Origin of the sequence: Bradyrhizobium genosp. L (genome assembly GCF_015624485.1) — a bacterium.
Taxonomy (GTDB): Bacteria; Pseudomonadota; Alphaproteobacteria; order Rhizobiales; family Xanthobacteraceae; genus Bradyrhizobium.
Genome location: NZ_CP061378.1, coordinates 247132 through 267216 on the forward strand (window position 1 = coordinate 247132; position 20085 = coordinate 267216).

Consider the following 20085-nt stretch of genomic DNA (forward strand, 5'->3'; position numbering starts at 1 on the left):
TTCTAGCACGCTCCGCGCGGCTGGTTCAGCCGTTCTGTCAGGCTAAATGGCGGTCGGCCAGCAAAATTCAATCGCTTGCGGCTCCGTCCTGTTCCATCGGGGATCGGGTGGACTGGGCCGCGCCGCGGCCGATCATCGCGGCCTGATCCAGTGGATGGAGGGACGCCGATGGCAAAGGCCTATTACTCAACCGTGTTCGAGCAGCCGGCCGCCGAGGTGTGGAAAATCATCCGCGATTTCAACAATTACCCGGTCTGGGTCCACGGCGCCGGGACCAGCGAGATCGAGGACGGCAAGTCCGGCGACAGCATCGGGGCGGTGCGCAACGTGCTCTACCGCGAGCGTCGGATCCGGCAGCGGCTGCTGGCGCAGTCCGATATCGAGCGCTTCCAGAGCTATGAATTCGCCGGCCCGCCGACCTTGCCGATGGCGGATTTTGTGGCCACCTTGCGGGTGACGCCGGTCATCGACGGCAACCGCGCCTTTGTCGAATGGTGGGCGACCTTCGATTGCGAGCCGAATAGCCGCGCCGAGCTGACCCGGACCTTGGCCTCCTGGTTCGAGACTTGGCTCGATTCGCTCCGCGACGCGATGGCGGCCTGAGCCCGGTTCCGGCTCCAGCCGTGCAAAGAAATCGTGACGCCACCGGGTTTCGGCTCATTTCGACGTCAATTTTTAAGGAAATCGCGCTATTTCGTCAGGTCCGGACCGCGCTCTTGTGTTGCATTCACGGGCAGCATTTGGCATAGGTCTGCCGTTGCCGGCGAGCGATCGCCGCCATCTCGGATGCGGGTGTAGCTCAGTGGTAGAGCACGACCTTGCCAAGGTCGGGGTCGAGGGTTCGAGCCCCTTCGCCCGCTCCAGATTTTTCTCGCTGACCGAGCTGACAGTCTGATGAAGGCCCGCACCTTTAAGGCGGGCTTTTTGTTTTTCAGGCGAGTGCGGCGATCTCCGCTTCGGGGTCGAGATGCACCGGCTGCCAGCCCAGCTCGTGCCGCGCCTTGGCGCCGCTGAGGCATTGATCCAGCGCATAGCCCCTGGCCCATTCACCGAGCTCGGCCGCGATCGCGTCGGTGGAGATGATCGCCGGCTGCTGCGGTCCGCCGAAGCGCCGTGCGAAGGCGCGTGCGATCGGTCCGATCGGGTAGCTCTCGATGGCGGCGCCGATATAGCTCGATCCGGCAGGTGCGCGCGCGAGGGCCAGCCCGTAGAGCGCAGCGAGATCGTCGCGATGCACCAACGGCCAGCGGACACGCTCGCTCGCGACGACGCGGATCGTGCGACGTTCGGATGCCTCCTGCGCAAAACGGCGGAACACGCCGCCGGCCGGCTCGAACACCATCGCGGGATGGATGACGACGCCGTGCACCGCTTGCGAGGCCAGGATGCGCTTGAGTTGCGGGACCATCCAGGCAAACGCAGGCAGCGGACGAAATGCCGTGGTCTCGGTCGCTGTGAGGTCGCCGGTCTGGCCGAATAGCCAGCAGCCGCCGGTCGTGATGAAGCGCACCTTGCGCGGTTGCGCCGCAAGCGCGGGTAACAGCGCGTCCAGCAGGCGGCATTCGATCGCGCCCATGTCGGACGCGAAGTCGCAGGCCATGTGGATGACGCCATCGACGTCCGGGAGACGGCCGACCCACGCCTCGGGCGATACGATGTCGCCGGCGATCGGCGTCGCGCCATGCGCGGCGAGCTGGGCAGCCGACCTCTCCGAGCGTGCCAGGGCAACGACATGATGACCGCGGGCGATCAGCTCGCGCACCACAGCTGTGCCGATCAAGCCGCTTCCGCCTGTGACGAATGTCCGCATGCTTCGGAATTCCCGTTGTGCCTCCACGTCTTGCGCGAGTCGTTTCGAACATGCAACCGTTCATCTCGCGCGAATATCTCGCTGCGACGCGCGCGATAACCTTAATGTCGCGCAAGCATCGCACACCGTCGGTGGCGGTTTCTGATTAACCGTCAGAACACGCCTTCGTAAAACTGATAGAAATCTATGTTGCTATCAGCATTGCGTAAGGGCACGAGATGCATGCCGTTGCATCGGCGATACGGCAGACAGTGCAGCAAATGTCAGTCAGTTGGGCGTCAGGCCAGGGTTTGAAGCGACGCGTGTCGGGTCTCGGCGTGGCGCTGTCCGTCATCGGTGCCATTGGCGGAATGACTGCTCCGGTGGTCGCGCAGATGCTGCCTTCCGACTCCGCTTATGCGCCGCGGCCGGCACCGAGCTTCTCCCCGATGTCCTACGCGCCGGTGACATACTCCGCGGCGCCCAGTGCCGATCCAGACGAGCGGCCCCGCACCAGGGTCTACATCACGACGCGGTCGCAACAGCGCGTTGCGCCGCAAGGCGGCGGCTTCTGCGTCAGGACCTGCGACGGCCGCTACTTTCCGATGTCGCGCGCAAGCGAAGAGGGAAGCGCCAAGATGTGCGAGGCGGTGTGTCCCGGTGCCGAGATGAAAGTCTATTCGGGCTTCGACATCGAGAATGCGACGACCGAGAAGGGTGACGCCTACAAGAAGCTCGCCAACGCGTTTCGCTTCCAGCGCGAGATCGTGCCGCAATGCTCCTGCGGTGCCAAGGCGATTTCGGGCCTCGCCGCGATCGCGATCGAGGACGACATCACCTTGCGGACCGGCGACATCGTCGCCGCCGATGACGGCTTCAAGATCGTTTCCGTCTCAGGCGAGCGCTCCAGCACGCGACGCAGCATCATGTTCAGGCCGCTGTCGAAGGCCAAGGTGCAGGCGCTCGGGTTGGCGCGCATCTCGTCCAGATAGGACATAGCGTTCTTTCACGATAGCGTTCTTCCCACGCGAATATAGCGCTTCTTTCCACGCGAATATTGCGCTGCAGCGCGCGGAATCATCTTCCCGAAGCGCGCGTGGATATCTTCCGAAACACGCCCGCACAAAATTTGGTCGCTCAATTTGTCTTGACCGCAGCGCAGCACGTTCACGCGGACTTCTCAGCCTCGCCGGATGTGCTACCATTTTGCCGTCTGACTGACCTCACAGACCGCCACAATTCCATCTCTCAGGGCGATCAAAATCAAGAACAGGCGAGCTGCAACGGCTTGCTCAGGGGAGTGACGCGATGAAATCTGCTTTCAATCGATCCATAATTGCGCTCGCGGCGATCGCGCTATTGGCGGGGACCACCTTCGCCCATGCGCAGGCGCAAACGGACAAGAACCGCGCGCTGAAGAAATATGAATCCGGCAACAAGGAATTCTGGACCCATCCACCGGATGACTGGTTCCTCGGCGACGAGACCGAGGCGCAGAAGGGCCTGGCGCCGCCGTCCGGTCCGCCGACCGGCGCTTCCGACGCCGAACTCGCCACCATGATGAAGAAGATCAAGCTGCCGCCGGGCTTCAAGATCGAGGTTTATGCCTCGAACGTGCTCGCCGCGCGCCAGATGGCCTGGGGCGACAAGGGCACGCTGTTCGTCGGCTCGTTCGGCCTCGGCAACGTCTATGCGATCAAGGACAACAACGGCAAGAAAGAGGTCAAGACCATCCTCAAGGGCCTCAACATGCCGACCGGGCTGGCCTTCAAGGACGGCGCACTCTACGTCATCGCGGTCGACAAGCTGATCCGCTACGACAACGCCGAGGCCAATCTCGACAAGCTCGGCGACGGCAAGGTGGTGTATGACGACATGCCGTCCTACGCGGCGCATGGCTGGAAGTACATCGCCGTCGACAAGGAAGGCTGGTTCTACATCCCGTTCGGCCCGCCCTTCAACATCGGCATCCCGCCGACCTCGGTGTCGCAGATCCGCCGCGTCGATCCCAAGACCGGTAACGCGGAGATCTGGGCGCTCGGCGTGCGCAACTCGGTCGGCGGTGACGTCGATCCGCGCACCGGCAAGTATTGGTTCACCGAGAATGCCCGCGACTGGATCAGCGACGATCTGCCGAGCGACAAGCTCAACATGATCAGCCATATCGGCGAGCACTTCGGCTATCCCTACTGCCACCAGGGCGACCTGCCGGATACCAAGTTCGCGATGGGTCACAAATGCTCGGAGTTCACCCCGCCGGTCTACAAGCTCGGCGCGCACGTGGCTCCGCTCGGCATGAAGTTCTATACCGGAGACCAGTTCCCGGCCTCCTACAAGAACTCGATCCTGATCGCCGAGCACGGCTCCTGGAACAGGCATAAGTACCAGGGCGGCCGCATCGTGAAGATCACCGCGAGCCCCGACGGCAAGAACGCCAAGCAGGAAATCTTCGCCGACGGCTGGATCGAGGGTGACCAGGGCTATCTCGGCCGTCCCGCCGACATCCTGCTCGACAAGGACGGCTCGATCCTCGTCGCCGACGACTGGGCCGGTGCGATCTATCGCATCAGCTACAGCAAGAAGTAACGGCTGAAGCATAGTGGGGCTGCGGTAGCCGATCAGGCCGCCGCAGCCCCACTTGCGAGCTACGACAGCCAAACGGAACAGACCTGTCATGCCCGGACTTGATCCGGGCATCCATCCCAACAAGAGTCCATTTTCAAACCTGATGGATTGCCGGGCCTACGCCGCGCCGGAGGGGGTTTCGGCCCCGCAGGCGGGTCGCGCCCGGCAATGACCGCCGGAGAAACTGACAATGCGCGTTGTGCCTCTCGGAATGCTTTTTGCGTCGGCGATCGCGCTGACTCCCTTCGCCCATGCCGCCGATACCGCCGCCGGCAAGGACAAGGCCCAGATCTGCGCCGGCTGTCACGGCGACAACGGCATCTCGCAGATGGAGAACATCCCCTCGCTCGCCGGCCAGCTCGACCAGTTCATTCAGTGGCAGCTGGTGTATTTCCGCGCCGGCGCGCGCAAGAACGAGCAGATGCAGCCGATCGTCGAGCAGCTCAACAACGACGACATCCGCAACCTCGGCGCCTATTTCGCGTCGCTCACCCCGTTCAAGGGCGCCAAGGACGACAATCCGGATCTGTCGGAAAAGGGCAAGCAGGCCGCCGCCGGCCGCCGCTGCGCCTCATGCCACGGTGATAACTTTGCCGGCAGCAAGGCGGCCGCCCGCATCGCCGGCCAGCGCGAGGAATATCTCGTCAAGGCGCTGCACGACTACAAGTCGGGCGCGCGCTCCGGCGGCGCCCAGGCCGCGATGGCCGATGTCGCCTATCCGCTCAGCGACGAAGAGATCACCGCGCTAGCGCATTATCTGTCGCATCTGTAGCCGCAAGATCGCTGTCGTCCCTGCGAAAGCAGGGACCCATAGCCACCGGCCTCAATTGTTTTGAAGAGATATCAACTCCGACCGCTTCAAATCGAGAAGCTGCGGAGTATGGGTCCCTGCTTTCGCAGGGACGACACTTGTTGCGTTGTGATCGATTGCGCTACGCCTGCCGCTGCTTCTCATACGCCTTGAGATGCGTGTAGGCGGTGCGCAGCTTGGTCACCGGGATCCTGGCGGCTTCGGCCCGCACGATCAGGTCGCCGATCACGTGGTCGGCCTCGACCGGCAGCCCGGCCTTGATGTCGCGGAACATCGAGGCGGTCATCGGCGAGCCCTCCGTGGTGAGCAGGCCGCGGGTACGCTGGAAGAACGGGCCGCCCGGCATGTGGCCGGCATCGGCGGCGATCGCGCTGCATTCGTCGAGGATGCCGAGCAGGAAATCGCGGCCGCCGGGCGCGGCCAGGATGTTGCCGACCGAGGTGCGCATCAGGCTGGTCGAGGCGGCGAGCGAGGCGAGGAACACCCACTTCTCCCACATGTCCTGCATCACGTGCTCGCTGGCGTTCGCGCCATTGATGGCGGAGAACGTCTCCGCGATCGCGCGCACCCGCTCCGAGGTGCCGCCGGCGCGTTCGCCGAAGCCCAGCGACTGCATCGGCTGCAGCTGCACCACTTCGCGCTGTTCGTTCAGCGTCGCCGCGATCGCGCAGAGCCCGCCGAGCACATGCTGGGCGCCGAATGTCTTGTCGAGCGCATCGAGGTGCAGCATGCCGTTGAGCAGCGGGATGATCGCGGTCTTGTCGCCGACGGCGGGCGCAAAGGACTTGATCGCATCTTCGAGGTCGAACGCCTTGCAGCTCAGCAGCACGACGTCGAATTTGTCCGAGAGCTTGTCGGCCTGTACGGCCGGCGGGTTCTTCAGCGTGACATCGCCGTTCGGGCTCTTGATCACGAGGCCTGCGGAGGCCAGCTCGGAGGCGCGGCGCGGGCGCACCAGGAAGGTGACGTCGCGACCGGCCTGAAGCAACCGGCCGCCGAAATAGCCGCCGATCGCGCCGGCACCGACTACGAGAACACGCATGGGAATTCGTCCTTCTTTGTTGTTGCCCGGGGAGTGGGCGAATAGCGAATGGAGCGTCGCGAATGAATGTGGTTGCTGCCGCGCTCTTCGCTACGCGCTATCCGCGATCCACTCATCTCACTTTCCCGACACCATTTCCTCGACTTCGCGGAGTTGCTCCTTGCCGAAGAAGATCTCCTTGCCGACGAAGAAGGTCGGCGAGCCGAATGCGCCGCGCTCGACGGCGGCTTGCGTGTATTCGATCAGCTTGGCCTTGACGTCTGCCTCCTGTGCGCGGGCGAACAGTCTCGCGGCGTCGAGGCCGGAGGCGGCAAGCGCCTTGCCGGCCACTTCGAGGTCGTCCATCTTCTTCGGCTCGACCCACATGTGGTGGAAGGCCGCCTCGATGTATTTTTCGAACACGCCCTCCATTTGCGCCGCGACCGCAGCCCGCATCAGGTTCAGCGTGTTGACCGGGAAAAACGGGTTCCAGACATAGGGCTTGACGTTGAACCGCTTGAGGAAGCGCTCGGTCTCGATCTTCATGAACTCGGGCTTGTTCTTGACACCGGCAAGCGTCTCAGCCGGCGACTTGTTGTTGGTGGCCTTGAAGATGCCGCCGAGCAGGACCGGCACATATTCGAATTTGGCGCCGCTGCGCTGCTCGATCGCCGGGATCGCCGCATGGCTGAGGAAGGCGTTGGGACTTCCGAAATCGAACAGGAATTGCACGGTCTTGCTCACGGCGGTCTCTCCCTCGGCTCGCTTGGCATGAACCTGCTGTCACAGGCCCAGCTTGTAGAATATGATAATCATCATGTGAGCCGTGGCCAATGATGTCAAATCACCGGCCCAACCTTCAGCGCATACGCCTTATTCCGGGACGCGGAGTCGAATGACGGCCGGCGAGTGCTATTCCGCCTGGTCGCTGTAGGCGAGCGCGATGGCGTGATCGCGGATGTCGGCCGGCCAGTCCGCGATCAGGGTCGCAAAGCGGCGCCGGTCGTGCGCGAACAGCGCGCGGATCGCCTCCTCGTAATGCGGCCTGTTGCCGGCCATGACAGTCATGAAGCGATAGGCGGCATCCTGGGCGAGGCGGGTGCGATCCTTGTCGCCGCTGTTGCGCCGGGCCTCGTCGATCAGTTTCCGGATCGCGACCGAGGCGCCGCCCTTCTGCTGCGCGAGCCAGTCCCAGTGTCGCGGCAGCAGCGTGATCTCGCGCGCGACGACGCCGAGCTTCGGCCGGCCGGGACCGCGCGGCGCAGCGGCGGCAGCGGGCTCATCCGCACCCTCGGGCTTCGGCAGGCGCTTCAGCACGTCGTCGAGCGAGCCGCGCAAATCGATCTCGACCAACGCGGAGGTGCGGCTGTTGAAGATCAGGATCGCGGCGTCCTTGCGGGCGTCGAGCAACTGCCTGGCCGCGCGCGCGACGTCGCGGAGCTCGCCGGCGGCGATGCGGTGCTCGCCCTCGAAGGCGACATAGGCGGGGTTCATCACGGGTCCCTTCAGTTGCGCGGCATATTGCCCGGGTAATTCTGAGCCATTGGCACGCGTTTGCCTCGACATTCCTGCGCGGGGCTGGCACCAAGCCCCGTTCGACCGCGCCGATACCCTGGGGGACGCCAATGCTGACGGTTCATCATCTCAACAATTCCCGCTCGCAGCGCGTGTTGTGGCTGCTCGAGGAATTGGGCGTGCCTTACGAGATCGTGCGCTACCAGCGGCAGCCCGACATGCGCGCGCCGAAGGAGCTGCGCGCGATCCATCCGCTTGGCAAATCCCCTGTGATCACCGACAATGGCAACACGATCGCGGAATCCGGCGCGATCATCGAGTACGTGATCGCCACCTACGGCAATGGCCGGCTGATCCCGCCCGCCGATACGCCGGCGCGGCTGCGCTACACCTATTGGCTGCACTATGCCGAGGGCTCGGCGATGACGCCGCTGCTCCTGAAGCTGTTGTTCACGCTGATGCCGAAGCGCGCGCCCGCGCTGCTGCGGCCGCTGGTGCGCAAGGTGTCCGGCCAGGCGCTGTCGACCTTGGTCACGCCGCAGCTCAAGCAGCACATGGCCTATTGGGAGGGCGAGCTCGGCAAGAGCGAGTGGTTCGCCGGCAACGAATTTTCCGGCGCCGACATCCAGATGAGCTTTCCGCTGGAAGCGGCGTCGGCGCGTGCCGGGCTCGAGGATGGCCATCCGAAATGCCTGGCGTTCCTGGAGCGCATCCACGCGCGGCCGGCCTATGCGCGGGCGCTGGAGAAGGGCGGGCCGTACCAGGTCGGACGCTGATTCCTGCTTCATCGCGGCAGCTCGACCAGCGGCAGCAGCCGCGAATCCGACAGCGCCGCGGTGCGATGCCCGATGCCGGCGAGATAGGCCTCCGCCACCGCGAAGGCGAGGAACGCGCCGCGGCTCTTCTGCCGGATCAGCATCGCGCGGTCCCAGCGCTCATTCTCGGGCCCGATCAGGAACGGGCCGCCTTCGCCCATGAACAGCAGATCGCCGCCGCTCTTGCGCAAATGCGGCAGCGTGTGCGCGACATAGCGGTCATAGGCCTCCGCGCCGGTGATCGGCGCCGGCGGGGCGAGCTCGGGGTTTTGCGAATAATCGGCGACCGCGCGGAAGCGCAGCAGATTGAGCATCACCACTTCGCCGGCGATCGCGCGCTGGGCAAAGGCGCGCCCGGCGTCCCAGGTCGGCTCGAGGTGGCAGGCGGCGTCCATGTTCGGTCTCGCGGGCTTTCAGTCAGGCGCTTGTTTTACCCGGGCATTATTGCGTTGTCAATAACACCCGGATATAAATGGCTAGTCGCGAAAGGACCCGCCATCATGAAGACCGAGACCCGAAAGCTTGCGATCGCCGACTACAAGAAGCGCCCGAGCGTCGCCGGCGTCTTCGCGATCCGTTGCCGCGCCGGTGGCGAGACCTGGGTTGGGTCCGCGCTCGATCTCGACAAAATCCAGAACCGCATCTGGTTCACGCTGCGGATGGGCGACCATCGCAACGTGGAGCTGCAGCGCGCGTGGTCCAAGCATGGCGCGGAAAGCCTTGTGCTCGAGACGCTGGAGCGCATTGAGGACGAGGAATTGGCTTACGTGCGCGACACGCTGCTCAAGGAGCGCGTGCAGCACTGGCGAACGATGCTGAACGCGTCAGCGGTTTAGCTAGTGAGGGACGCACGCTGTTCGGCCCCCTCTCCCCTTGTGGGCTACGGGAGCCCCGAAAGTGATTCCCCGGAGTTTGTGAATGTGATTCAAGGCCTTTCGACCTGTTTGGACGAGAGGCCTGCGATGTCTTTTGGCGATGTTCGGGTTGCGGAGCGGGCTGATTGGCTGATCGAGCGGGTGGCGACGGCGGGGACGCTGGTGCTACGCAAATTGGGGGAGACGCGCGCGGGCGAGAAGGCCGTGCATCGGTTTCTGTCTTCGCCCCATGTTTCGGTCGATCGGATTGTGGAAACGTTGGCCGGGCGGACTGCGGTTCAATGCGCCGGTCGCCGCATTCTGGCTGTCCAGGACACGACCGAGATCAATTTTGGCGGTCGTGACAAGAAGCGGCGGGGCTTCGGACCTGCCGGCGATGGCCAAACCCCTGGCTTCTTCATCCATCCAGTGATTGCCGTCGATATCGAAAGCGAAGCCGTGGTCGGTCTTGTCGATGCGGCGATCTGGACGCGGTCTGCGGATCGCGTCACGTCGCGCCGCAATCGCGCGATCGAGGATAAGGAATCGGCGCGTTGGCTGTTGGGCTGTCAGGCCACGGCAAGCGTGCTGTCCGATGCCGCCGAGGTGACAATGGTGGCCGATCGCGAAAGCGACATTTACCTGCTGTTTGCCCGCAAACCGGAGCGGCTCGATCTGATCGTGCGCGCCGGTCAGGATCGATCTTTGCTCGGTGGGGGAACGCTCTTTGGGGCGCTTGCCAGTGCTGAAGTGCTGAGCAGAAGCGAGGTCCGCGTGGCGCCGCGCGGGCCTGGTGACAAAGGGCGCGTCGCGACCGTCGAACTCCGCGCGGGCTCGGTGCACATCGCCCGCTCACAAAGTCTGGGGCAATCCGAGGCGGCCGGCAGCGTCGAACTCACCTTGGTGGAAGCACGAGAGGTCGATGCGCCGTCAGGCAAGACGCCGTTGTTGTGGCGCCTACTCACGACCCGCACCGTCACTTGTGCGACCGAGGCTGAACACGTCGTCCGCCTCTATCGCTTGCGCTGGCGCATCGAACAAGTCTTCCGCGCCCTCAAGAGCGACGGCTTGGCCCTCGACGACAGCCAAGTCGTCGACGCCGAGCGGATGTTTAATCTGACCGCCATCGCGCTCGCTGGCGCGATTCGGACGATCCAGCTTGTCGATGCCAGAGACGGCAGCCTCCGCCCGGCAACCGATGTCATTGACGAAAGCTTCGCCGTCGCGCTCGAGCACCTGTCAAAAAAGCTCGAGGGCAAAACGCTACGGCAGAAAAACCCGCATCCTATCGGCTCGCTTGCCTTCGTCTCATGGATCGCGGCCCGTCTCGGCGGATGGAATTGCTACTACAAGCCTCCAGGACCAAAGACCATGCGCGACGGCTGGAACCGCCTTGCCGCAACACTCGACGGCTATGCCCTTGCTACACAGTCACAAAATCCGGGAATCCCCTAGCCCCTTGTGGGAGAGGGTTGGAGGTGAGGGGTATCTCTCCATATGGCACACTGCATGGAGAGATACCCCTCACCCGGATCGCATTCCGCTGCGCTGCATGCGCTCCGGCCTCTCCCACAGGGGGAGAGGCGGAGCGGAGTACGCTCGCCTGCTTGTATCCAATCTCACGCATCCGCATGCAGCACGCGCCCGCGCGTTTCCGGCAGCGCATAGGCTGCGAGGAAGAACACGCCATACGCCGCGACCGCGAAGATCGCGATCGCATTGGCAAGCGTCGTCGTGGTCGAGAGCGCGCCGACCAGGTACGGAAACAGCGCGCCGACGCCGCGGCCGAAATTGTAGCAAAAGCCCTGGCCGGAGCCGCGCAGCCGCGTCGGATAGAGCTCGGTCAGGAAGGCACCCATGCCGGAGAAATAGCCTGAGGCGAAGAAGCCGAGCGGGAAGCCCAACACCCACAGCACTCCGTTGGATAGCGGCAATTGCGTATAGAGCAGCACGATCGCGATGGCGCCGAGCGAGAAGATCAGGAACAGATTGCGCCGGCCGATGCGGTCGGCGAGCCAGGCGCCGACGAGATAGCCGATGAACGAACCAACGATCAGGGTCGCGAGATAGCCCGTCGAGCTGACCACCGACAGATGGCGCTCGGTGGTGAGGAAGCGCGGCACCCAGAAGGTGATGGCGTAATAGCCGCCCTGCATGCCGGTGCCGACCAGCGACGCCAGCAGCGTGGTCTTCAGGATCGGCCCCTCGAAAATCTCCCACAGCGCGGCCGGGCCGCGGCCGGTCGCCTGCTGCTGCGCAAGGGTCGCGGCCGAGATCTCGGGCTCGGTGACGTAGCGGCGGAGGTAGAACACCAAGAGCGCCGGCAGCGCGCCGATCACGAACATCCAGCGCCAGGCATTTTCCGCCGGCAGATACGAGAACAGGATGGCCTGCGCCAGCACCGCGAGGCCCCAGCCGATCGCCCAGCCCGATTGCACCGAACCCACCGCGCGGCCGCGATATTGCGGCCGGATCGCCTCGCCGATCAGCACCGCGCCGGCCGCCCATTCGCCGCCGAAGCCGAGGCCGAGCAGCGCGCGGGCGATCAGGAGCTGGTCGAAATTCTGCACCACGGCGCAGACCAGCGAGAACACCGAGAACCAGATGATGGTGAGCTGCAGCGTCTTCACCCGCCCGATGCGGTCGGCGAGGTAGCCGCCGAGCCAGCCGCCGACGGCCGACGCCAACAGCGTCACGGTGCCCGCGAGCCCCGCGGTGCCGGGGTCGACATTCCACAGCTTGATGATGGTGCCGATGACCAGCGGATAGATCATGAAATCCATGCCGTCGAGCGTCCAGCCCGACGCGCAGGCCCAGAATGTGTGCCGCTCCTTCCCGTTCATGTCGCGATAGAAGGCGAGGAGGCTGGTGTCCTCGATCTCGGCGATCTCGATCGGCTTGGATTCGGCCGTGCTCATGCGCGTTCCCCCGGAAGAATTTTGTCTCCGGCAACTTAGCGCGATGCCGTGGGGTGGGCAAAGACGTTTGCGCCGTGCCCACCATCAGTCGCGTGCTCGTGGGGGTGGGCACGCTGTCGCTTTGCCCACCCTACGTTTTATTGCCCCGCGGCCTCGGACCCGCGGGTGCGCGGATCGGGCGCGCCGAGCAGCCCGTTCGGCGTGACCAGGATCGAGTTGGCGGAGGAATAGCCGAGCGGCTCGACCAGCGTGTGGCCCTTGGCTTTCAACCCGGCCAGCACCGCCTCGGGAAAGCCGCGCTCGATCCGGACCTCGTCGGGCAGCCATTGGTGATGCACGCGTGGGGCTGCGACCGCGGCGGCGATATCCATCTTGTAGTCGATCACGTCGACGATGATCTGCGTCACCGCCGAGATGATGCGGCTGCCGCCCGGCGTCCCCGTCACCAGCAGCGGCTTACCGTCCTTCAGCACGATGGTCGGCGCCATCGACGACAGCGGACGTTTTCCCGGGCCCGGCAAATTGGACTCGAAGCCGACCAGGCCGAAGGCGTTGGAGGCGCCGGGCGCCGCGGTGAAGTCGTCGAGCTCGTTGTTGAGGAGGACGCCGGTGCCCTCGGCGACGAGGCCGACGCCATATGGGAAGTTCAGCGTATAGGTGTTGCTGACGGCGTTGCCGCTGGAATCGACCACGGAGTAATGCGTGGTGTTGTCGCCCTCGTGCGGCGGCTTCGCGTTCCGCACATCGGTCCAGGGTGTTGCGTGGGTGAGATCGATGGTGGCGCGCTGCTTTGCGGCGTAATCCTTGGCGGTCAGCAATTGGGTCGGCGCGTCGACGAAGGCGGGATCGCCGAGATAGCGCGCGCGATCCGCATAGGCGCGCTTCATCGCCTCGATCATCAGGTGCAGCGAGGTCGCCGAGCCCTGCCGGATGTCGGACATCGGAAAACCCTCGAGGATGTTGAGGATCTCGATCAGCACGACGCCGCCCGACGACGGCTGCGGCATCGAGACGACGTCGTAGCCGCGATAGGTGCCGCGGATCGGCGTGCGGATCACCGCCTGATACGATTTCAAATCGTCGCGCGTGAAGATGCCGCCGGCGTCCTTGATGCCCTTGACGAGTTTCTCGGCGACCACGCCTTCGTAGAAGCCGCGCGGGCCTTGATCCGAAATGGCCGTCAGCACGGCCGCGAGATCACCCTGGATCAGCCGGTCGCCCTCGTGCAGCGGCGTGCCGTCGGCATGCGAGAACGTCTTGGCTGAATTCGGCCAGCGCGCCATCCGGCGATACATGTCGCCCAGCGTATCCGCGGTGTCGTCGGTGACGACAAAGCCGTCGCGCGCCAGATCGATCGCGGGCTTGAGGATCTGCGCCAGCGTGAATTTGCCGGAGCCGTATTTCTCCAGCGCCAGCGCGAGGCCGGCGACGGTGCCGGGCACGCCGATCGCGAGTGCCGAGTTGCGCGATTTGTCGGGATCGGGCTTGCCGTCGGCGCCCAGGTACATATCGCGAGTCGCGGCCTGCGGCGCGGTCTCGCGATAATCGATCGCGATGTCCTCGTTCGAGTGCGCGAGATGGATCACCATGAAGCCGCCGCCGCCGATGTTGCCGGCGCGCGGATAGGTCACCGCCATCGCGAAGCCGGTGGCGACCGCGGCATCGACCGCATTGCCGCCCTGGCGCAGGACATCGGCGCCGATCTGTGCGGCGAGCTTCTCCTGCGCCACCACCATGCCGTGTTCGGCGAAGATGCCGTGAACGGCGTCCGCAGAAGGCGGCGAATAGAAGCGGCGCTGCTCCTGGCTGAACGCCGGTGCGGACATGCCGACGACGAGGAGAGCGGCAAACAGCCGCCGCGATATCGTTGCAACAAGCGCCATCGAGAGCCTCGCTTCGTTCATCGCCGATACGACATTCGCCCAATGGGCTCATGCTATATGGGGATGGATCGGCGTGGCGAAACGCCCCGCTCGGGCGCATCGCTTGTGAAGGTGCCGAAGCAACCCTCCAGCGTCGTCCCGGCGAAAGCCGGGACCCATACCGCGTGATCTATCGAAGGTGCGCTGGGGTTAGTTATCTCTCACCAAGCAAGGTCGGTGGTTATGGGTCCCGGCTTTCGCCGGGACGACAAGTTGAGAGATCAATGCCGGAAATGCCTGGTGCCGGTGAACACCATGGCGATGTTGTGCTCGTCGGCGGCTTTGATCACCTCGTCGTCGCGCATCGAGCCGCCGGGCTGGATCACCGCGGTGGCGCCGGCTTCGATGCAGGCGAGCATGCCGTCGGCGAACGGGAAGAACGCGTCGGAGGCGACCACCGAGCCCTTTGTCAGCGGCTCCGCCAGCTTCAATTCGGCCGCCGCGTCCTGCGCCTTGCGCGCGGCGATGCGCGCGGAATCGACCCGGCTCATCTGGCCGGCGCCGATGCCCACGGTGGCGAGGTCCTTGGCGTAGATGATGGTGTTCGACTTGACGTGCTTGGCGACGCGGAAGGCGAATTTCAGATCGCGCATCTCGGCGTCGGTCGGTGCGCGACTGGTGGCGACCTTGAGGTCCATGCCTTCGACCACGGCGTTGTCGCGGCTTTGCACCAGGAGGCCGCCGGCGACCGTCTTGGCGGTGAGGCCCGTCGCGCGCGGGTTCGGCAGGCCGCCCGCAAGCAGCAGGCGCAGATTGCGCCGGCCGGCAATGATCGCGATCGCTTCTTCGGTGGCGTCGGGCGCGATGATCACCTCGGTGAAGATGCCGATGATGGCGCGCGCGGCTTCCGCATCCAGGGTGCGGTTGACCGCGATGATGCCGCCATAGGCCGAGGTGGAATCGCAGGCGAGTGCACGGGCGTAGGCGGTGGCGAGGTTCGGACCTTCGGCGACGCCGCAAGGGTTGGCGTGCTTGATGATGGCGCAGGCCGCGGTGCGGTTCGGGTCGAACTCGCTGACGCATTCATAGGCCGCATCGGTGTCGTTGATGTTGTTGTAGGACAACTCTTTGCCCTGTAGTTGCCGCGCGGTCGCGACGCCCTGCCGCTTCTCCGGCGTGGCGTAGAACGCCGCGGTCTGGTGCGGGTTCTCGCCGTAGCGCAGCGACTGGATCAATCTGCCGCCGAAGGCGCGGAAATCCGGTGCTGTGGTCTCGAGCTGCATGGCAAACCAGTTCGAGATCGCCGCGTCATAGGCCGCGGTGCGCGCGTAGGCCTTGGCGGCAAGCCGGCGGCGCAGGCCAAGCGAGGTCGCGCCCTTGTGGGCGGCGAGTTCGTCGAGCACGGCCTGATAGTCGTTGGCCTCGACGACGACCGCGACATCGTCATGGTTCTTGGCGGCGGCGCGGATCATCGCGGGGCCGCCGATATCGATGTTCTCGATGCACTCCTCGAAGCCGGCGCCTTTGTCGACGGTGGCCTCGAACGGATAGAGGTTGACGACCAGCAGATCGATCGGCGCGATGCCGTGCGCGGCCATCGCCGCCGCATGCTCCTTGTTGTCGCGGATCGCGAGCAGGCCGCCATGGACCTTCGGATGCAGCGTCTTGACCCGGCCGTCCATCATCTCCGGAAAGCCGGTCAGCTCGGACACGTCCTTGACCTTGAGCCCGGCCGCCGCGATCGCCTTCGCGGTACCGCCGGTCGAGACCAGCTCGACGCCATGGTCGGAGAGCGCCTTCGCGAAATCGATCAGTCCGGTCTTGTCGGAAACGGACAACAGAGCGCGGGTCACGCGGCGAAGCTGTTCGGTCATATCGGAAATCCCTGGCTGTTAAGGCAGCCGGGTAGCACGGTTTGGCGGGGTGTGAAACCGGTTCACGGCGTAGATTCCCGGGAATCTGTCCCGTCATCCTGCGAGCCCCCTGGGGACGGGGACGAGTTTTTGCGCGGTCTCTCCACCCCGTCGTCCTGGCGAAAGCCAGGACCCATAGCCACCGAATCTGATTGCGTGCGAGATCGTGGCCCCTGCGTCGTGCAACAACAAGCGGCTGGGGTAATGGGTCCTGGCTTTCGCCAGGACGACACCGAATGTTTGCGGAGCGCGTCGCCCTACAGCGGCAATTCCGGCTCGCGGCGGGCGTTGCGCCGCGCATTGGTGGCGGTCGCGGAGGTCGAGGAGCGCACGAAACTCCAGCGGATGGTGGCGGCCTGCCGCGCGTCCTGGCGGATCACGATCTGGGAGGTGCGGCGCGGGCCGTCATTGCCGGCGAGGAACACGCTGTCCTCGAGCTCGACCTTGTCTTCGACGGCCTCGAACGTCCAGACGTCGCGGTTGGGCAGCACCAGCATCACGCCGCGCGCGTCCGACAGCCGGCTCGCCTTCACCGACGGGTGCAGATGGAAGCGCAGCGCGAAGTCGGCATCGTGGCCCTTGAGGCGGCCGCCCGGCGCCGGCGACAGCTGGTCTTCGCCTTCCAGGCGGGTGCCGTCATGCGAGATCACCAGCACGCGGCGGTGGATCACGCCGAAGCGGGAGAGATAACCGTCATGCGAGGTGGTAAGCACGTCGGCGTCGGTGACTGCCTCGCGATAGTTTTCGACATTGCTGGGCCCTGAGGTGATCGGCGAGCCGCGCAGCAGCCGCTTCATCGCCGAGAGCTCGACGAACTGGCACGACGAGGCCTCGTGATAGGTCAGGGTCGAATGCGCCGCGGTGGAGCGGGCGAACGGCCGCCAATTGTCGCGCCCCGTCGTCGGCATGCCGCAATTGACGATGATGCGGCTTACCCCGGACGACAGCTCGAACGACAGGCAGCCGGCATGCGCATCCTGGCTGACGCTCGCCGGCGGCGGCGGACCGGTGTCGATGATCACGGCCGTATTGCCGGCGTCGAGCCGCTGGAAACCGGAATGCGGCATGCTCGACATCGGCACGCCGCGGGTGTCGTCATAGGCGAGCAGCGTCGCCACCAGATCGGACGGCGCGGTCGACATGCCGTTGAACAGCGCGAAGCTGCCGTCGCCATGGCGGAAGAAGCGCAGCATCGGCATCATGCGGTCGATGGCGTTGAGCAGCGCCGGCGGCGGGGCGATGTTCCGCGCAGCAAATGTCTGCCGCAGCGGCAAGAGATCGCTGAGCAGCTCGACCAGCGCGCCGGGATTGCGCGAGATGTGCCCGCCATCGGGCAGGATCTGGCGCTGCAATTCGTCGGAGAGCTTTCGCGAGGTGGTCTTGATGTTGCGCGCCTGGTTGGCGAGGCACAGCGAGGCGTAGCACAGCGCGATCAAGACCTGCAGCCGCGGCACGCCGTCATTGTCGAGCGTGGAGTAGCGCAGATATTTGATCTCGCGCGCCAGCCCGCGCAGATATTTGCGGTAGAATTTGCCGTCGGTGTCGCCGAGCACCAGCGGCGCCTGCGACAGCAGCGAGATCACCCGCCGCGCGCGCACATCGGCGCGACGCTCCAGCGGCCGCCTTCGTGCCTGGTTCGAGATCCAGTCGTCGACCAGCGAGCGGGCGTTGGCGCGGGTCAGCGCGGTGTCGGCGGCACGTAGATGGCGCAGCCAGCCGAAGCCCAGCAAGGCGGCCTCCCAATCCTCCGACGGCGGTTCCAGATCGAAGATCGAGCGGCCGTGGCAGGTGACGATCTTGCCGGCGAACACGAATCGTCCGGCGTAGATCTCGGCGGCGCGGGTGGCGTCGGCGGTCCGCAGGTCGTGCGGGGCGATGATCAGCCGGTCGGTGCGGCCGGGCCACAGCCGCGACAGCGCAACGGTGCCGCCGCTGGCGCGTGCAATCACGCTGCGGGCGAAGCGGCCAGCAATCAGCGTCGAGATGCGTCTGCTCTGAGCGACCGACACGCCTTACCTTGTGAGGGGATTCTGCACGAATCCCTATTTAATCCGGAAACGCGGCCAAGACACCCTCTTGATACCGCGCGAATCACCCTGGATGAGAAAACTCAAGTATAAATTCAGGAGTTACCCGTCGATTTAACCAGGCAACTTAACCAGCCTCGCGGCGTAAAATCCATCCAGGCCGCCCAGCCGCGGATCGGCATGGGGCAGATGGCAGGGCAGGGTGCGCAAATCACCGTCCGCGGTGATGATCTCCTCGAGGCCGGCGACCTCGCTTGTCTCGACCGGCGCACGGCGCAGGCTCGAATCGGCAGCGAGCAGCGCCGCGATCGCCTGCTCGCCTTCCTCCGGCTCCAGCGAGCAGGTGCAGTACACCAGCGTACCGCCGGGTTTCAGGAGCGTCGTCGCCTTCTGCAGCAGCCGCTTCTGCAGCGTCGACAGCGGCGCGATGTCGCCATCCTGGCGCAGCCAGGCCACATCGGGGTGACGGCGGATGGTGCCGGTCGAGGTGCAGGGCGCATCGATCAGGATACCGTCGAAGCTGCCGGCTTCGCCCGGCCATTCGGCGGCGTCGGCCACCACGGTCTCGGCCTGCAGCGCAAGTCGCGCGAAATTGTCGCGCAGGCGCGCCATTCGCGCCGGCGAGCGATCGAGCGCGGTGACGCGGGCGCCGGCCAGCGCGAGCTGCGCGGTCTTGCCGCCGGGCGCCGCGCAGAGGTCGGCGATCGCCTTGTCCTTGACGTCGCCGAACAGCCGCGCCGGCAGCGCGGCAGCGGCGTCCTGCACCCACCACTGGCCTTCGGCGAAGCCCGGCAGCATGGTCACGGAACCTTGCAGCAGCGTGCGCACCGTTCCGGTCGGCAGCGTCTCGCCATGCAGCCGGGTGGCCCATTGCGGCGCATCCGCTTTCACCGTGAGATCGAGCGACGGCTCATGGCTGAGCGCCAGCGCCATGTCGCGCGCGGTGGTTTCGCCGTAATGCGCGATCCAGCGCGCCAGCATCCAGGGCGGCAGGTCGAGCGTCTGCGACTTGACCTCGTCGATCAGCCCCTGGCCCTCGCGCGCGCAGCGGCGCAGCACCGCGTTGACCAGTCCGGCATATTTCGCGGCGCGCCGGTCCGATTGCACCAGCCGCACCGAGAGATCGACCGCGGCATGGTCGGGCACGTCCATCCAGAGGATCTGCGCCGCGCCGATCAGCAGTGCGCTTTGCGCGCGCGGTGCGTCGGTCGGAACGCCGCGATCGAGCAGGCGCGACAGCACATGGCCGAGCGTGCCGAGGCGGCGCAGGATGGTCGACACCAGCCGGCGCATCAGCGCACGGTCGCGATCGGGCAACGATTTCAGCCCGGGATGCGCGCCGGCGCCGTCGAGCTGGTCGTCGAGGGTGCGATGCTTGTGCAGCACGCCGTCGAGGATATCGGCCGCGATCCGGCGCGCCGCGAGACCGGGCACTTCTGTGGGAACTGCAAATCTTGAAGGAGGCATGGAGCGGAGATATCTCGAAAGGTGCTGAGTTACGTTCGGCTCATGCCTGTGAACTGGAAACACCTCTGGCATGCGAATATGCCAAATGTAAGAATCGCCCCGCGGGATTTCGTGCGAGAACTCGTGAACGTGATGTCGTCACTGCGCGAACACCGAGATACGCGAGGCGCAGCGGAAAGGTTTCGCCATGCCGGATCATTCGTCGGATAAATCTACGGCCGTTCGATCGCCATCGGAACCGGCGCCGCGCAAGCCGCTGACGCCGGCCGCGCAGCGCGCGCTCGCCGAGGCCGAGGCGCGGCGCAAGGCCGCAGAAGAGGCGGCCGCACAGAATGCCGCCGCGCGGCCGAAGGAATTTCAGGGACCGAAGGGTCCAGAACCGACGCGTTACGGCGATTGGGAGACCAAGGGCATCGCGTCGGATTTCTGAAGCGCTTGGCGGCGCTTGCCTGAGCCTCCGACTCAGGC

At 65.4% G+C, this 20085-nt stretch carries 18 protein-coding genes and 1 tRNA gene; 9 read left to right on the plus strand and 10 right to left on the minus strand.

Features of this window, described 5'->3' with window-relative positions; translation table 11 throughout:
- The first annotated feature begins 168 nt into the window (after positions 1–168).
- A complete protein-coding gene (locus IC762_RS01170; protein ID WP_195786842.1) occupies positions 169–603 on the plus strand; it encodes an SRPBCC family protein in 435 nt (144 codons plus the stop codon).
- Positions 604–788: 185 nt separating this feature from the next.
- Positions 789–863 (plus strand) — tRNA-Gly (locus IC762_RS01175).
- A 68-nt stretch (positions 864–931) separates the two neighbouring features.
- Here IC762_RS01175 and IC762_RS01180 read toward each other — a convergent pair.
- Positions 932–1780: an NAD-dependent epimerase/dehydratase family protein gene (locus IC762_RS01180; RefSeq protein WP_195786843.1), complete on the minus strand. Its 849-nt coding sequence runs from the start codon at positions 1778–1780 to the stop codon at positions 932–934.
- Between the two features lie 332 nt (positions 1781–2112).
- On the opposite strand from IC762_RS01180, the gene IC762_RS01185 reads away from it, so the two are divergent.
- The 3 genes from IC762_RS01185 (at position 2113) to IC762_RS01195 (ending at position 5186) form a co-directional block, all read left to right on the plus strand.
- The gene (locus IC762_RS01185; RefSeq protein ID WP_246801389.1) at positions 2113–2781 is read left to right on the plus strand and encodes a DUF2865 domain-containing protein; all 669 of its coding nucleotides are present in this window, start codon (positions 2113–2115) and stop codon (positions 2779–2781) included.
- A 316-nt stretch (positions 2782–3097) separates the two neighbouring features.
- A complete protein-coding gene (locus tag IC762_RS01190; protein ID WP_195786844.1) occupies positions 3098–4375 on the plus strand; it encodes a PQQ-dependent sugar dehydrogenase in 1278 nt (425 codons plus the stop codon).
- A gap of 229 nt (positions 4376–4604) precedes the next feature.
- Positions 4605–5186: a c-type cytochrome gene (locus IC762_RS01195; protein WP_195786845.1), complete on the plus strand. Its 582-nt coding sequence runs from the start codon at positions 4605–4607 to the stop codon at positions 5184–5186.
- A gap of 160 nt (positions 5187–5346) precedes the next feature.
- On the opposite strand, the gene panE is transcribed toward IC762_RS01195, so the two are convergent.
- From panE to IC762_RS01210, 3 genes are all read right to left on the minus strand, one after another.
- Positions 5347–6267, minus strand: a complete 921-nt coding sequence (gene panE / locus IC762_RS01200; RefSeq protein ID WP_195786846.1) for a 2-dehydropantoate 2-reductase — start codon at positions 6265–6267, stop codon at positions 5347–5349.
- A 117-nt stretch (positions 6268–6384) separates the two neighbouring features.
- Positions 6385–6990 carry a 2-hydroxychromene-2-carboxylate isomerase gene (locus IC762_RS01205; protein WP_195786847.1) on the minus strand — a complete coding sequence of 202 codons (606 nt, stop codon included), beginning with the start codon at positions 6988–6990 and terminating at the stop codon, positions 6385–6387.
- Between the two features lie 168 nt (positions 6991–7158).
- Positions 7159–7740, minus strand: coding sequence for a DUF2239 family protein (locus IC762_RS01210; protein ID WP_195786848.1), 582 nt, complete (start codon positions 7738–7740; stop codon positions 7159–7161).
- Positions 7741–7871: 131 nt separating this feature from the next.
- Between IC762_RS01210 and IC762_RS01215 the strand changes: the two genes are divergently transcribed.
- The gene (locus tag IC762_RS01215; RefSeq protein ID WP_195786849.1) at positions 7872–8537 is read left to right on the plus strand and encodes a glutathione S-transferase family protein; all 666 of its coding nucleotides are present in this window, start codon (positions 7872–7874) and stop codon (positions 8535–8537) included.
- Between the two features lie 8 nt (positions 8538–8545).
- Here the strand turns inward: IC762_RS01215 and IC762_RS01220 are convergent, their stop codons facing one another.
- Entirely contained in the window at positions 8546–8971 is a 426-nt protein-coding gene (locus tag IC762_RS01220) for a DUF1330 domain-containing protein (protein WP_195786850.1), read from the minus strand.
- Between the two features lie 105 nt (positions 8972–9076).
- Between IC762_RS01220 and IC762_RS01225 the strand changes: the two genes are divergently transcribed.
- Complete coding sequence (locus tag IC762_RS01225) at positions 9077–9412, plus strand: GIY-YIG nuclease family protein (protein WP_195786851.1); 336 nt, start codon at positions 9077–9079, stop codon at positions 9410–9412.
- Between the two features lie 180 nt (positions 9413–9592).
- A complete protein-coding gene (locus tag IC762_RS01230) occupies positions 9593–10885 on the plus strand; it encodes an IS4 family transposase (protein WP_210338395.1) in 1293 nt (430 codons plus the stop codon).
- A 164-nt stretch (positions 10886–11049) separates the two neighbouring features.
- On the opposite strand, the gene IC762_RS01235 is transcribed toward IC762_RS01230, so the two are convergent.
- The 5 genes from IC762_RS01235 to IC762_RS01255 form a co-directional block, all read right to left on the minus strand.
- Entirely contained in the window at positions 11050–12348 is a 1299-nt protein-coding gene (locus IC762_RS01235; RefSeq protein WP_195786852.1) for an MFS transporter, read from the minus strand.
- A 137-nt stretch (positions 12349–12485) separates the two neighbouring features.
- The gene (gene ggt, locus IC762_RS01240) at positions 12486–14231 is read right to left on the minus strand and encodes a gamma-glutamyltransferase (RefSeq protein ID WP_195786853.1); all 1746 of its coding nucleotides are present in this window, start codon (positions 14229–14231) and stop codon (positions 12486–12488) included.
- Between the two features lie 260 nt (positions 14232–14491).
- On the minus strand, positions 14492–16084 hold the full coding sequence (gene purH / locus IC762_RS01245) for a bifunctional phosphoribosylaminoimidazolecarboxamide formyltransferase/IMP cyclohydrolase (protein WP_195786854.1): 1593 nt from the start codon (positions 16082–16084) through the stop codon (positions 14492–14494).
- Between the two features lie 296 nt (positions 16085–16380).
- Positions 16381–18132, minus strand: a complete 1752-nt coding sequence (locus IC762_RS01250; RefSeq protein WP_195786855.1) for a heparinase II/III family protein — start codon at positions 18130–18132, stop codon at positions 16381–16383.
- A gap of 132 nt (positions 18133–18264) precedes the next feature.
- Positions 18265–19617, minus strand: a complete 1353-nt coding sequence (locus IC762_RS01255) for an RsmB/NOP family class I SAM-dependent RNA methyltransferase (protein ID WP_195786856.1) — start codon at positions 19615–19617, stop codon at positions 18265–18267.
- Positions 19618–19804: 187 nt separating this feature from the next.
- On the opposite strand from IC762_RS01255, the gene IC762_RS01260 reads away from it, so the two are divergent.
- A complete protein-coding gene (locus IC762_RS01260; protein ID WP_195786857.1) occupies positions 19805–20047 on the plus strand; it encodes a DUF1674 domain-containing protein in 243 nt (80 codons plus the stop codon).
- The last annotated feature ends 38 nt before the right edge of the window (positions 20048–20085 follow it).

Excerpts from the sequence above, each read along its gene's own strand:
- purH (WP_195786854.1), bottom strand. The coding sequence starts at position 16,084 with ATGACCGAACAGCTTCGCCGCGTGACCCGCGCTCTGTTGTCCGTTTCC.
- IC762_RS01190 (WP_195786844.1), top strand. The coding sequence starts at position 3,098 with ATGAAATCTGCTTTCAATCGATCCATAATTGCGCTCGCGGCGATCGCG.
- IC762_RS01210 (WP_195786848.1), bottom strand. The coding sequence starts at position 7,740 with ATGAACCCCGCCTATGTCGCCTTCGAGGGCGAGCACCGCATCGCCGCC.
- panE (WP_195786846.1), bottom strand. The coding sequence starts at position 6,267 with ATGCGTGTTCTCGTAGTCGGTGCCGGCGCGATCGGCGGCTATTTCGGC.
- IC762_RS01215 (WP_195786849.1), top strand. The coding sequence starts at position 7,872 with ATGCTGACGGTTCATCATCTCAACAATTCCCGCTCGCAGCGCGTGTTG.
- IC762_RS01170 (WP_195786842.1), top strand. The coding sequence starts at position 169 with ATGGCAAAGGCCTATTACTCAACCGTGTTCGAGCAGCCGGCCGCCGAG.
- IC762_RS01260 (WP_195786857.1), top strand. The coding sequence starts at position 19,805 with ATGCCGGATCATTCGTCGGATAAATCTACGGCCGTTCGATCGCCATCG.
- IC762_RS01235 (WP_195786852.1), bottom strand. The coding sequence starts at position 12,348 with ATGAGCACGGCCGAATCCAAGCCGATCGAGATCGCCGAGATCGAGGAC.
- IC762_RS01195 (WP_195786845.1), top strand. The coding sequence starts at position 4,605 with ATGCGCGTTGTGCCTCTCGGAATGCTTTTTGCGTCGGCGATCGCGCTG.
- IC762_RS01255 (WP_195786856.1), bottom strand. The coding sequence starts at position 19,617 with ATGCCTCCTTCAAGATTTGCAGTTCCCACAGAAGTGCCCGGTCTCGCG.
- IC762_RS01225 (WP_195786851.1), top strand. The coding sequence starts at position 9,077 with ATGAAGACCGAGACCCGAAAGCTTGCGATCGCCGACTACAAGAAGCGC.
- ggt (WP_195786853.1), bottom strand. The coding sequence starts at position 14,231 with ATGGCGCTTGTTGCAACGATATCGCGGCGGCTGTTTGCCGCTCTCCTC.
- IC762_RS01220 (WP_195786850.1), bottom strand. The coding sequence starts at position 8,971 with ATGGACGCCGCCTGCCACCTCGAGCCGACCTGGGACGCCGGGCGCGCC.